Source organism: Streptomyces sp. NPDC053560 (genome assembly GCF_044544605.1).
Classification (GTDB): Bacteria; Actinomycetota; Actinomycetes; order Streptomycetales; family Streptomycetaceae; genus Streptomyces.
In genome coordinates, this window is sequence record NZ_JBITXI010000012.1 from 1 (window position 1) to 12,324 (window position 12,324).

Sequence of the window (12,324 nt, forward strand, 5' to 3'; positions counted from 1 at the left end):
GATCACCGTCTGGATATTGCCCTGCGCATCCGCCGACGCACCCGTGTCGTACGAACGACGGTCCTGACCCGCAGCACCCATCAACACTCACTCCCGTCACATGTCAGGCACCGGCCCGCACCGCACGGGCCGCTGGATGAACTGATCAGCGGCCGCCGAACCGGGCCGCGTCGAAATTGGCCGACGACATCTGCTGGCGGGCGTTGTCGCCGTGCTCCTGGTCACCCGAGCTGAACGCCGAATCCATGCCGGCCTGACCGCCGAGAATGCCCGACAGCGAGCTCTGCAGCGAGGACGCGATCTCGTCGGAACGGGCCTTGAACTGGTCGAAGGCCGCCTTGCCGGAGCCGTTGAACTTGCCCTCCAACGGCGCCGCGGCATCCACGAGCTGGCGGATCAGCCCTCCGAGGTCCTCACTCGACCCCCGCGACTTCGACTGCAGCGTCGACAGCACCTGCGAACCCATGTCGAACTTCATCAGGTTCCCCCTGCCACGAACTGAACGGTTGTTTGCGGATACATCGTGGCAACTCAGGGACATCGGTGCCAACAGCGGGCACACCCCTGTGACACACGCGTGACGCGGCGCGGGCGCCCGGCGACAGGAGCGGCAGGTCGTAGCCTTTGCGGTACCGGGCGGGTCCGCCCGAACAGTCCGTGGAACGGGAAAGGGGCCGGTCATGGCGGAACGGCTGGTGGTCATCGGCGGGGACGCGACCGGGATGTCCGCCGCGTCACAGGCCCGCAGGCTGTGCAGGCCCGACGAGTTGGAGATCGTCGCGTTCGAGCGCGGGAACTTCACGTCGTACTCCGCCTGCGGCATCCCGTACTGGATCGGCGGGGTCGTGGACGAGCGGGACGCGCTGATCGCGCGGACGGCGGAGCAGCACCGGGCCCGCGACATCGACCTGCGGATGCGGACGGAGGTCACCGAGCTCGATATCGACGAGCGGCGGGTGCGCTCGCGCGACCTCGACAGCGGCGCGGAGGAGTGGACCGGGTACGACAAGCTGGTGATCGCGACCGGCGCGACTGCGCTGCGGCCGCCGCTGCCGGGCATCGACGCGCCGGGCGTGCACGGCGTGCAGACCCTCGACGACGGCCAGGCGCTGCTGGAGACGCTCTCCCGTACCGAGGGCCGGCGCGCGGTCGTGGTGGGCGCCGGGTACATCGGCGTGGAGATGGCCGAGGCCCTGATCCAGCGCGGGTACGAGGTGACCGTCGTCAACCGCGGCTCGGAGCCGATGTCCACGCTGGACCCGGACATGGGCTGTCTGGTGCACGACGCCATGAAGGGGCTCGGCATCGAGATGGTCAACGGCGCCGAGGTGACGGAGATCCGTACCGGTGACGACGGCCGGGCCTGCGCGGTGGTGACGCCGGAGCAGGAGTTCCCGGCGGACGTGGTGGTGCTGGGGCTCGGCGTACGGCCGGCGACCGCGCTCGCCGAGGCGGCCGGGCTGCCGCTGGGTCCCTCCGGCGGCATCCTCACCGACCTGGCGATGCGGGTACGCGGATACGAGGACATCTGGGCGGGCGGCGACTGCGTGGAGGTGCTGGACCTGGTCTCCGGGCGCACCCGGCACATCGCGCTCGGCACCCACGCGAACAAGCACGGGCAGGTCATCGGCTCGGGCGTGGGCGGCGGCTACGCCACCTTCCCCGGCGTGGTCGGCACGGCCGTCAGCAAGGTCTGCGACCTGGAGATCGCGCGGACGGGGCTGCGCGAGAAGGACGCGCAGGCGGTCGGGCTCCAGTACGTGGCCGTCACCATCGAGTCGACGAGCCGGGTGGGGTACTTCCCGGACTCCGCGCCGATGACGGTGAAGATGCTCGCCGAGCGGCTGACGGGGCGGCTGCTGGGCGTGCAGATCGTCGGCCGGGAGGGCGCGGCGAAGCGGGTGGACATCGCGGCGGTCGCGCTGACGGCGAAGATGACGGTCGAGCAGATGACGGCGCTGGACCTGGGCTACGCACCGCCGTTCTCACCGGTGTGGGACCCGGTGCTGGTGGCCGCGCGGAAGGCCGTACAGGCGGTACGGGCGGACGCGGCACCGCAGTAGCCGGGACCGCGTCGCGGTGGGCCGGGGCGCGCCGCAGGCCACCGGACCGTGCCGCGGGGCGCCCGCCGCGTGCGGGCGCCCGGACCGGCTCAGCGTGCCGTCTGCTCGTGGACGTACTCGACCAGGCGGGTCAGCGCCTCGGGGTCGGTGTTCGGCAGGACTCCGTGGCCGAGGTTGAAGACGTGGCCCTCCAGGCCGGCGGCGGCGTCCAGCACCTCGCGGGCCTTGGCCTCCACCGCCTCGCGCGGGGCGAAGAGGACGGCCGGGTCGATGTTGCCCTGCAGGGCCTTGCCGGGGCCGACCCGGCGCGCGGCCTCGTCCATCGGCACCCGCCAGTCGGCACCCACGACGTCGGCGCCGGCCTCGCCCATGAGGCCGAGCAGCTCGCCCGTGCCGACGCCGAAGTGGATACGCGGCACGCCGTACCCCGAGACGGCCTCGAAGACCTTCGCGGAGGCCGGCATGACCGAGCGGCGGTAGTCGGCCGGGGCGAGCGCGCCGACCCAGGAGTCGAAGAGCTGCACGGCGCTGGCGCCGGCCTCGATCTGCACCTTCAGGAAGGCGGCGGTGATGTCGGCGAGGCGGTCCAGCAGATCGGCCCAGAGCTGCGGGTCGCCGTACATCAGCGCCTTGGTGTGCTCGTGATTGCGGGACGGGCCGCCCTCGACGAGGTAGCTGGCGAGGGTGAAGGGGGCGCCCGCGAAGCCGATGAGCGGGGTGGTGCCCAGCTCGCCGACGAGCATGCGGACCGCCTCGGTGACGTACGAGACGTCCTCGGGCGTCAGGTCGCGCAGCCGCTCCAGGTCGGCGCGGCTGCGGATCGGCTGCTCGACGACCGGGCCGACGCCGGGCTTGATGTCCAGGTCGATGCCGATGGCCTTGAGCGGGACGACGATGTCGCTGAAGTAGATCGCGGCGTCCACGTTGTGGCGGCGGACCGGCTGCAGCGTGATCTCGGTGACCAGGTCCGGCCGCATGCAGGAGTCGAGCATCGCGATGCCCTCGCGCAGCTTGCGGTACTCGGGCAGTGAGCGCCCGGCCTGGCGCATGAACCACACCGGCGTGTGCGGGACCGGCTCGCGCCGGCAGGCCTTGAGGAACGCGGACTCCCGCGTGCTCTCCGGGGCGAAGGACGCGGTCTGCTGGCCCGTCATCGGGGTCTCCCCGGCTCGAACGGAGTGGAGAGCTTGGGGGAAGTCGTTGGCACTCACGCCCCAAATCTTCGCACGCGCGGGGAGACACCTCCGAACGGGCGACCCGCCCACCGGGTGTCCTCCGCATATGAACGCCGCATTGCGCCTAACCTTCCCAGCATGGCAGCGGCTCACGAACACCTCGCGGACAGCGCGGACGAGACCCCGATCGCCTTCCGTCAGGCGGTCGAGGCACTCCATGCCGCCCGGCTGCGACCCGAGATCGACATCGCGCCGATGCCCGCGCCGAAACGGCTCGCGCCGTTCGCGCACGCGCTGGAGGCGACGGTCCTCGACCGGGACACGGACGGCGAAACGGACCTGGCCGACGGGCGGCTCGTGCTGCTCCACGACCCCGACGGACACGACGCCTGGCAGGGCACCTTCCGGGTGGTGACGCTGGCCCGCGCCGAGCTGGAGCCGGAGATGGCCACCGATCCGCTGCTGCCGGAGGTGTGCTGGTCCTGGCTGACGGGGGCGCTGGAGGCGCGCGGCGTGCCGTACGGGGCGCCGAGCGGCACGGTCACGCGCGCGGGCTCGTACTACTTCGGCGGGCTCGGGGACCGGGCGCCGGACAGCCAGATCGAGCTGCGTGCCTCGTGGACGCCGGCCGAGGGGCCGCACGGGGTACGGGACGCGGCGGTCCATCTGACGGCCTGGTGCGACCTGCTGTGCCAGGTGGCCGGGCTGCCGCCGGCGCCGGTCGAACCGGCGGGCCGGGGCGGCGTGGTACCGCTCCCCCAGCGACGGGGGCCACAGCCCCGCTGAGCTCCCTCTTCACGTCACAGCCCGGACCGCGGCGGGTCGGTTCCGGGCTGTACGCGTGCTGCCCGGACCCTCGATCACTCATCCGATTTGCCCGAATTGGTCCCAATTAAATCGTGATCAAACTCTAAAGTCCGGCCGGATTACTGCCGAAGAGGTGGGTGACCCTTCAAACACGGAAGCACTCCGGTTCACTCTCCCCTGAAGCCGGCTTCCGTCCCCGCCACTCCCCAGGAGGCCCGGTGTCTGTTCTCCTCGAGCAACCTTCCAGCCTGGTCGCCTACCGCCCGAACAAGCCGACGGCCATGGTCGTCGTGGCCGACCCGCGCGTCCGCTCCACCGTGACCCGCCACCTGTGGGCCCTCGGAGTACGCGACGTGATCGAGGCATCGTCCATCGCGGAGGCCCGCCCCCGCGTCGGCAACCCGCGCGACATCTGCGTGGCCGACGTACATCTTCCCGACGGCTCCGGCCTCACCCTGCTGTCCGAGACCCGGGCGGCGGGCTGGCCGAACGGCCTGGCACTGTCCGCCGCCGACGACATCGGCGCGGTACGCAACGCCCTCGCCGGCGGCGTCAAGGGCTACGTCGTCACCGGCACCCGTACCAACCTCGGCATCCCGGGCCGGCCCGGCGCAGCGCCCATCGGCGCAGGCGCGGCCCGCATGCACCGCCGCCCGCCCGGCGCCCCCGGTCACCCCGGCGGCTACCGCGAGCTCTCGGGGCGCGAGGTCGAGGTGCTCAGACTCGTCGCCGAGGGCCAGTCCAACAAGGCCATCGGCGTCTCGATGGGCCTGTCGGCCCTGACGGTCAAGAGCCACCTCGCCCGCATCGCCCGCAAGCTCGGCACGGGCGACCGGGCCGGCATGGTCGCCGTCGCACTGCGTACCGGGATCATCCACTGAGCACCGGGACCGGCCGCTGAGGCCGCCCTGCCGCTCACCCGCCCCCCCTTACCGCGCCTTTACACAGGTGCAGCGTCCGTCGAGGGAACGTTCCCTCGACGGACGTGGTGCATACACCGATACCCTTGACTGGTGACCGACGCCCAAAAGACCGCAGAAGACTCGACACTGCGAACCCCCGGGGACGCAACGGAAGACCCCCGGCCGGCACCGGTCCCGCTTCTCGAACCCCGCGAGGGCATCCCGCCCGTGACCGCGACCGACGAGGACCTCGCGCAGGTCGTCGCGGCTTTCGCGGCCGGCAGTGGCCCGGTCGCCGTGGACGCCGAGCGGGCCTCCGGGTACCGCTACGGCCAGCGTGCCTACCTGGTCCAGCTGCGCCGCGAGGGCGCGGGCAGCGTCCTGATCGACCCGGTCGCGTGTCCCGACCTGAGCGCGCTCGGCGAGGCGATCGCCGGCGCCGAGTGGGTCCTGCACGCGGCGACCCAGGATCTGCCCTGCCTCCGTGACATAGGGATGCTCCCCGCCTCGCTCTTCGACACCGAGCTGGCCGGCCGGCTGGCCGGCTTCGCCCGGGTCGGCCTCGGCGCGATGGTCGAGAACGTCCTCGGCTACGCGCTGGAGAAGGGCCACTCGGCGGTGGACTGGTCCACCCGCCCGCTGCCCGAGCCCTGGCTGCGGTACGCCGCGCTCGACGTGGAGCTGCTGGTCGATCTGCGGGACGCGCTGGAGGAGGAGCTGGACCGGCAGGGGAAGCTGGACTGGGCCCGGCAGGAGTTCGCGGCCATCGCCGCCGCTCCGCCGGCGCCGCCCCGGAAGGACCCCTGGCGCCGTACGTCCGGGATGCACAAGGTGCGGCGACGGCGGCAGATGGCAGTGGTACGGGAACTCTGGACGGCCCGCGACCGGGTCGCGCAGAAGCGGGACGTCTCGCCGGGCAAGGTGCTGAGCGACGCGGCGATCGTGGAGGCCGCGCTGAACGTCCCGCCGAACGCGCACGCGCTCGCCACGCTGTCCGGCTTCGGGCACCGCATGGGCCGCCGGCAGCTGGAGCAGTGGCAGGCGGCGGTCGACCGGGCGCGTGCGCTGCCCGAGTCCGAGCTGCCGCAGCCGGGCCAGCCGCTGAACGGCCCCCCGCCGCCGCGCGCCTGGGCCGACAAGGACCCGGCGGCCGCAGCCCGGCTCTCCGCGGCCCGCACGGCGGTGACGGCGCTTGCCGAGGAACTGCACCTGCCGCAGGAGAACCTGATCACGCCGGACACGGTGCGGCGGGTGTGCTGGGAGCCGCCGGAGCCTGAGCCGACGGAGTCGGCGGTTTCTGCGGCCCTGGCCGACTACGGGGCGCGGCCCTGGCAGGTCGAGCTTGTTACACCGTTGCTGGTACGAGCGCTCTCGCAGTGAGCGGCCTGGTTCGGCCCCGGGCCGCGTGCAATGCGCAACGGCCCGGGGCGGACTGCCCGCCCCGTCGTGAGAAAGCACGGCCTCCGGCCGCCCTGTCCTCAATCTCCCCCGGCTACCGCCGGGAGGCGCCCCCAGGACGGGCTTGATTCGGCGGAGCCTCAGTCCTTGTCGACGTGGGTGCGGAGCACCTTCTTGTTGGTCGCGTCGATGTCGTACGTCGTCTTGTTCCAGTCGTTCTCGGTGACGACGTCGACGGACCAGATCGCCTTGCCCTGGTCGTTGTCGTCCAGCTCGATCGAGCTGACCGTGCCCTTCTTCTTGCCGGTGGCCACCTCGGCCGCCTGCTGGGGCGTGACCGTGGCCTTCTTCAGCCAGTCGGCGAGCTTCTTCTTGTCGTCGGCGTCCTCGTCGCTGTCGGTACGGGGCTCGGCCGCCTTCCCGGAGACCGCGTCGACCGTGACCATGCTCTTGGTGCCGTCGGTCTTGGCGACCGTGGTCTCCCAGACCGGCTTGTTGCCGGAGCCGTTCTTCAGCTCGGCCGAGACCGGCTCGGCGCCGGAGACCGCGCCGGTGGCGGCCGACAGCGCCTTGTCGTACGTGATCTTGGCCTTGGGGATCAGCGCCTTGCGCTCGGCCTGGTCCTCGGTGAGCTTGCCGCCGGGGGACGCGGTGGCGGCCGCGGACTTTCCGCCGCCGGAGGCCGACGGGGAAGAGGAGCTGTCCCCACCGCTGCTCTTGTCGTCGCCGCAGCCGGTGATCAGCGCGCCCGCCATGGCGACGGCGCACACCAGTCCGGCCGCGCGGAGTCCCGCCGTACGGTTCCGCTGCGCGAGCATTCCGCTTCGCTTCGTATCCATGGGGGCAGAGTAGGGCCGGTACGTCCCTGTACGTCCGCGACGCAGCGAAGACCGGCCGAAGCCACCCGGATCGCGGGAAGCCCCGGAAGTCACCCTTGACCACAGCCGGGGAATGTGATGTTCGCCGCTCCGGCCGAGGGGGGTGGGCAGGCTGGTTACCCGCAAGTAGCATGACGGTGGGCAGCGCGCCATGAGCGCGCCCCGCAGCAGTGCCACCCCGCACCTGGAGGAGAGCCAACGTGCCTCGTACCGCTAGGGACGTCGTCTTCGTCGACGGCGTCCGCACCCCGTTCGGCAAGGCGGGCCCGAAGGGCATCTACCACGAGACCCGCGCCGACGATCTGGTCGTCAAGTGCATCCGGGAGCTGCTGCGCCGCAACCCGGACCTGGACCCGGCCCGTATCGACGAGGTCGCGCTCGCCGCGACGACGCAGATCGGCGACCAGGGCCTGACCCTGGGCCGGACCGCCGGAATTCTGGCCGGTCTGCCGCAGTCCGTGCCCGGCTTCTCGATCGACCGGATGTGTGCCGGTGCGATGACCGCCGTGACGTCCATCGCGGGCGGCGTCTCCTTCGGCGCGTACGACATCGCCGTGGCGGGCGGCGTCGAGCACATGGGCCGCCACCCCATGGGCGAGGGCGTCGACCCGAACCCGCGGTTCGTCAGCGAGAAGCTGGTCGACCAGTCCGCGCTGTTCATGGGCATGACCGCGGAGAACCTGCACGACCGCCTGCCGCACATCACCAAGCAGCGCGCCGACGAGTACGCCGTGCGCAGCCAGGAGAAGGCGGCCAAGGCGTACGCGGACGGGAAGATCCAGGCCGACCTGGTGCCGATCTCCGTCCGCCGGACGAACGAGGAGGCGGGCGAGACCGGTTGGGGTCTGGCCACCGCCGACGAGCCGATGCGCCCGGGCACCACCCTGGAGAACCTGGCCGGCCTCAAGACCCCGTTCCGCGCGCACGGCCGGGTGACGGCCGGTAACGCGGCGGGCCTGAACGACGGCGCCACCGCCTCGCTGATCGCCGCCGAGGACGTGGCGCGCGAGCTGGACCTGCCGGTCAAGATGCGCCTGGTGGACTACGCGTTCGCCGGTGTGGAGCCGGAGGTCATGGGCATCGGCCCGGTCCCGGCGACCGAGAAGGCGCTGGCCAAGGCCGGTCTGTCGATCGACGACATCGGCCTGTTCGAGATCAACGAGGCGTTCGCCGTCCAGGTCCTGTCGCTGCTGGACCACTACGGCATCGCCGACGACGACCCGCGCGTCAACCAGTACGGCGGCGCGATCGCGTTCGGCCATCCCCTCGCCTCCTCCGGCGTGCGTCTGATGACGCAGCTGGCACGGCAGTTCGAGGAGCAGCCGCACGTCCGCTACGGCATCACCACCATGTGCGTCGGCTTCGGCATGGGCGGCACCGTGATCTGGGAGAACCCGCACTTCGAGGGGAACAAGTGACTACTACCGCAGAGCTTCTGAAGGGCGCGGCCGAGCTCTTCCCCGACGAGGTCGTGACCCAGGCGCACGTACGCCACCTCGACCTCCCGTACGGCGCCGGGCGTTTCGCGCTCATCACGCTGGACAACGGCCTGGACCACACCAAGCCGACCACCTTCGGCCCGCAGTCGCTCGCCAACCTCAACGTGGCGATCGACCAGGTCGAGAAGGAGGCCGCGGACGGCTCGATCGTCGGTGTGGGCATCACCGGCAAGCCCTTCATCTTCGCGGTCGGCGCCGACCTCAAGGGCGTCGAACTGCTGAAGAAGCACGAGGACGCGCTCGCCATCGGCAAGGGCGGCCACGACGTCTTCAAGCGGCTGGCGAAGCTGGCCGTGCCGACCTTCGCGTACTACAACGGCGCGGCTATGGGCGGCGGCGTCGAGGTCGGCCTCCACTGCTCGTACCGCACCGTCTCCAAGGCGCTCCCCGCCTTCTCGCTGCCCGAGGTCTTCCTCGGCCTGGTGCCCGGCTGGGGCGGCTGCGTGCTGCTGCCGAACCTCATCGGCCCCGAGCGCGCGGTCTCGGTGATCATCGAGAACTCGCTCAACCAGAACAAGCAGCTCAAGGGCCAGCAGGTCTACGACCTGGGGATCGCCGACGCGATCTTCGAGGGCGCGGACTTCCTGGAGCAGTCGCTGCTGTGGACCGCCTCCGTCCTCAAGGGCGACGTCGAGGTCGTCCGCCCGGAGCTGGACCGCGGCGACGCCTGGGACCAGGCCGTGGCGCGCGGCAAGGCCATCGCCGACAGCAAGGTGCACGGCGCGGCCCCGGCCGCCTACCGCGCGCTGGACATCATCGCCAAGGCCAAGAACGGCGACCTGCGCCAGGGCTTCGACGCCGAGGACCAGGCCCTCGCGGACCTGATCATGGGCGGCGAGCTGCGCAGCGGCATCTACTCGTTCAACCTGGTGCAGAAGCGCGCCAAGCGCCCGGCCGGTGCCCCGGACAAGAGCCTGGCCCGCCCGGTCACCAAGGTCGGCGTGGTCGGCGCCGGTCTGATGGCCTCCCAGCTGGCGCTGCTCTTCGCCCGCCGCCTGGAGGTGCCGGTCGTGCTGACCGACATCGACCAGGCGCGCATCGACAAGGGCGTGAAGTACGTCCACGACGAGATCGACAAGCTGCTGCTCAAGGGCCGCGTCAACCAGGACAAGGCCAACCGCCTCAAGGGCCTGGTCTCCGGCGTCCTGGACAAGGCGGACGGCTTCGCGGACGCGGACTTCGTCATCGAGGCCGTGTTCGAGGAGATCGGCGTCAAGCAGCAGGTGTTCGCCGAGGTCGAGGCGGTCGCTCCGGCGCACGCCATCCTGGCGACCAACACCTCCTCGCTGTCCGTCTCGGAGATGGCGTCGAAGCTGAAGCACCCCGAGCGGGTCGTGGGCTTCCACTTCTTCAACCCGGTCGCGATCCTGCCGCTGCTGGAGATCGTGCGCGGCGAGCAGACCGACGACGCGTCGCTGGCCACGGCCTTCTCGGTCGCCAAGTCGCTGAAGAAGACGGCCGTTCTGTGCAAGGACGCCCCGGCGTTCGTCGTGAACCGGATCCTGACCCGCTTCATGGGCGAGATCCAGAACGTGATCGACGAGGGCACCCCGGTGGCCGTGGCGGAGAAGGCGGTCGAGCCGCTGGGCCTGCCGATGTCCCCGCTGGTGCTGCTGGAGCTGGTCGGCCCGGCCATCGGCCTGCACGTCTCGGAGACCCTGAACCGCGCCTTCCCGGAGCGCTTCACGGTCTCGCCGAACCTGAAGGCCGTCGTGGACGCCGGCAAGCGCGGCTTCTACGTGTACGACTCGGGCGCGCCCGAGCTGGACCCGGAGGTCGCCGCGCTGCTCCAGCAGGGCGACACGGTCCTCACCGAGCAGCAGGTCCGCGACCGCGTCCTGGACGCCGTCGCACAGGAGATCGGCCTGATGCTGGACGAGGGTGTCGTCGCCGAGGCGCAGGACATCGACCTGTGCCTGATCACCGGCGCCGGCTGGCCCTTCCACCTGGGCGGCATCACGCCGTACCTGGACCGTGAGGGCGTCTCCGAGCGGGTCAACGGCAAGAAGTTCCTCGCGCCGGGCGTCGCGAGCGTCCCCGCGTAACACCCCAGCGGGCGGCCCCGCCGCCCCCACGGGTCACTGTCCCGGCACCATCCCTCAGTGGTGCCGGGACAGTTCCGTATGTGCGGAAGCGACGGTTTGCCGCGCCGCCTCCCGGGGCTCCGGGCGGCCGTGAGCGCCGTTCAGTGGTGCCAGGGCAGCCGTACCGGCCCGGCGGGCAGTCGGTCCGCCAGGATGTCCGCGAGGAGGCCGGCGAGGCCGTACGGATGGACCTCCTCCGTCGCCGCCGCCAGCTCCTCCGCCGTCCACCACCGGCTGGGCCACGATCGTCGCCCGCTCGTGGGCCTCGAAGCCGCCGGTGTCCACGTCGTGCCGGGCCACCCGGTACACGTAGAAGACGTCCTCGAACATCCCCGAGTGCCAGCCCAGGTCGGCGTGGCCGGAGGTGCGGGCCACCGGCCCGGTCAGCGCCGTGTGCGGCACCGACAGACCGGTCTCCTCGGCGAGTTCGCGGGCCGCGGCCCGCGCCGTGCGCTCCCAGCGGCGCACTCCCCCGCCGGGCGTGAACCAGCAGTACCCCTCCTCGGGCCTGCCCGGAACCTGCTGGGACCGGAAGAGGAGTGTCCGGCCGTCGCCGTCGATGAGCAGGACCCGCGCCGAGCGCCGGGTCCTGGACCGTCCGAATATCGGCATCGGCGCAGCCTACTGCCGCCCGCGACCGCTCACAGCCGCTTGGCGCTGCGCGGCCGCCGCCCCTGACGTTCCGTCACTCGGTCGCGCGGTCCGCCACGATGGCGTCGAGGGTGTCGGTCACCCATGCCTCGGTGGCTTCCTTGGTGACCCCGAGGCCGGTCAGGACGCCGTCTCCGTCCTCCTGTTCCAGCAGGGCGAGCAGCACGTGCTCGGTGCCGATGTAGTTGTGGCCCAGCCGCAGGGCCTCGCGGAAGGTGAGCTCCAGCGCCTTCTTGGCGGCCGCGTCGAAGGGGATCAGAGCGGGCAACTCGCCCTCCGCGGCGGGGGGCAGCGCGGCGGCGACCGCCTCGCGCACGGCCTCGGCCGTGGCGCCCTGGGCGGCCAGCGCCCGTGCGGCGAGCCCGTCCGGCTCGGCGAGGAGGCCGAGGATCAGGTGCCCGGCACCGATCTCGGCGTGGCCGCCCGCCCTGGTCTCGTTCTGGGCGCTGACGACGACGTTGCGGGCGCGCGGTGTGTAGCGCCCGAAGCCCTCGTTCGGGTCGAGGGCGGAGGTCGCGGGGCCCTTCGGGACGAAGCGCTTCTGGGCGGCCTGCTTGGTGACGCCCATGCTCTTGCCGATGTCCGTCCAGGAGGCGCCCGAGCGGCGGGCCTGGTCCACGAAGTGCCCGATCAGGTGGTCGGCCACGTCGCCGAGGTGGTCGGCGGCGAGGACCGCGTCGGTCAGCTGGTCCAGCGCGTCGGTGTGGACCTTCTTGATGGCCTCGATCAGGTCGTCGAGGCGTACCGGATGCGTGTTGCGTACGGGTTCCACGGAATCTGCCATGCGTCAACTTTAGGTTGACGCGCCAGCTGTCGTCAACCCCAGGTTGTCGATTCTGGGGCACCGTGAGCCCGCGGCGTCCCATC

Annotated in this window: 11 protein-coding genes; 6 read left to right on the top strand and 5 right to left on the bottom strand. The window is 71.7% G+C overall.

What is annotated here, in order from left to right:
- Positions 1-145: 145 nt before the first annotated feature.
- Positions 146-478 (bottom strand): hypothetical protein, encoded by a 333-nt coding sequence (locus tag ACIGQF_RS27125; protein ID WP_399715141.1) that lies wholly within the window; start codon positions 476-478, stop codon positions 146-148.
- A 202-nt stretch (positions 479-680) separates the two neighbouring features.
- Between ACIGQF_RS27125 and ACIGQF_RS27130 the strand changes: the two genes are divergently transcribed.
- Positions 681-2,063: an FAD-dependent oxidoreductase gene (locus tag ACIGQF_RS27130; protein WP_399715144.1), complete on the top strand. Its 1,383-nt coding sequence runs from the start codon at positions 681-683 to the stop codon at positions 2,061-2,063.
- An 89-nt stretch (positions 2,064-2,152) separates the two neighbouring features.
- Here the strand turns inward: ACIGQF_RS27130 and hemE are convergent, their stop codons facing one another.
- Positions 2,153-3,217 (bottom strand): uroporphyrinogen decarboxylase, encoded by a 1,065-nt coding sequence (hemE, locus tag ACIGQF_RS27135; RefSeq protein WP_399715147.1) that lies wholly within the window; start codon positions 3,215-3,217, stop codon positions 2,153-2,155.
- A 159-nt stretch (positions 3,218-3,376) separates the two neighbouring features.
- Between hemE and ACIGQF_RS27140 the strand changes: the two genes are divergently transcribed.
- From ACIGQF_RS27140 to ACIGQF_RS27150, 3 genes are all read left to right on the top strand, one after another.
- On the top strand, positions 3,377-4,024 hold the full coding sequence (locus tag ACIGQF_RS27140; protein ID WP_399715150.1) for a DUF3000 domain-containing protein: 648 nt from the start codon (positions 3,377-3,379) through the stop codon (positions 4,022-4,024).
- Positions 4,025-4,263: 239 nt separating this feature from the next.
- Positions 4,264-4,926: a response regulator transcription factor gene (locus tag ACIGQF_RS27145; RefSeq protein WP_030261220.1), complete on the top strand. Its 663-nt coding sequence runs from the start codon at positions 4,264-4,266 to the stop codon at positions 4,924-4,926.
- A gap of 132 nt (positions 4,927-5,058) precedes the next feature.
- The gene (locus ACIGQF_RS27150; RefSeq protein ID WP_399715153.1) at positions 5,059-6,327 is read left to right on the top strand and encodes an HRDC domain-containing protein; all 1,269 of its coding nucleotides are present in this window, start codon (positions 5,059-5,061) and stop codon (positions 6,325-6,327) included.
- Positions 6,328-6,485: 158 nt separating this feature from the next.
- Here the strand turns inward: ACIGQF_RS27150 and ACIGQF_RS27155 are convergent, their stop codons facing one another.
- Positions 6,486-7,184, bottom strand: coding sequence for a PepSY domain-containing protein (locus ACIGQF_RS27155; RefSeq protein ID WP_399715155.1), 699 nt, complete (start codon positions 7,182-7,184; stop codon positions 6,486-6,488).
- A 239-nt stretch (positions 7,185-7,423) separates the two neighbouring features.
- On the opposite strand from ACIGQF_RS27155, the gene ACIGQF_RS27160 reads away from it, so the two are divergent.
- Both ACIGQF_RS27160 and ACIGQF_RS27165 read left to right on the top strand, forming a co-directional pair.
- On the top strand, positions 7,424-8,641 hold the full coding sequence (locus tag ACIGQF_RS27160; protein WP_399715158.1) for a thiolase family protein: 1,218 nt from the start codon (positions 7,424-7,426) through the stop codon (positions 8,639-8,641).
- Positions 8,638-10,767, top strand: a complete 2,130-nt coding sequence (locus tag ACIGQF_RS27165; protein WP_399715160.1) for a 3-hydroxyacyl-CoA dehydrogenase NAD-binding domain-containing protein — start codon at positions 8,638-8,640, stop codon at positions 10,765-10,767. Before ACIGQF_RS27160 ends, ACIGQF_RS27165 begins: the two co-directional genes overlap by 4 nt.
- Positions 10,768-10,821: 54 nt before the next feature.
- Here ACIGQF_RS27165 and ACIGQF_RS27170 read toward each other — a convergent pair whose 3' ends face one another.
- Both ACIGQF_RS27170 and ACIGQF_RS27175 read right to left on the bottom strand, forming a co-directional pair.
- Positions 10,822-11,418, bottom strand: coding sequence for an NUDIX domain-containing protein (locus ACIGQF_RS27170; RefSeq protein ID WP_399715162.1), 597 nt, complete (start codon positions 11,416-11,418; stop codon positions 10,822-10,824).
- Positions 11,419-11,491: 73 nt separating this feature from the next.
- Positions 11,492-12,241, bottom strand: a complete 750-nt coding sequence (locus ACIGQF_RS27175) for a Clp protease N-terminal domain-containing protein (protein ID WP_399715164.1) — start codon at positions 12,239-12,241, stop codon at positions 11,492-11,494.
- Between the last annotated feature and the right edge of the window lie 83 nt (positions 12,242-12,324).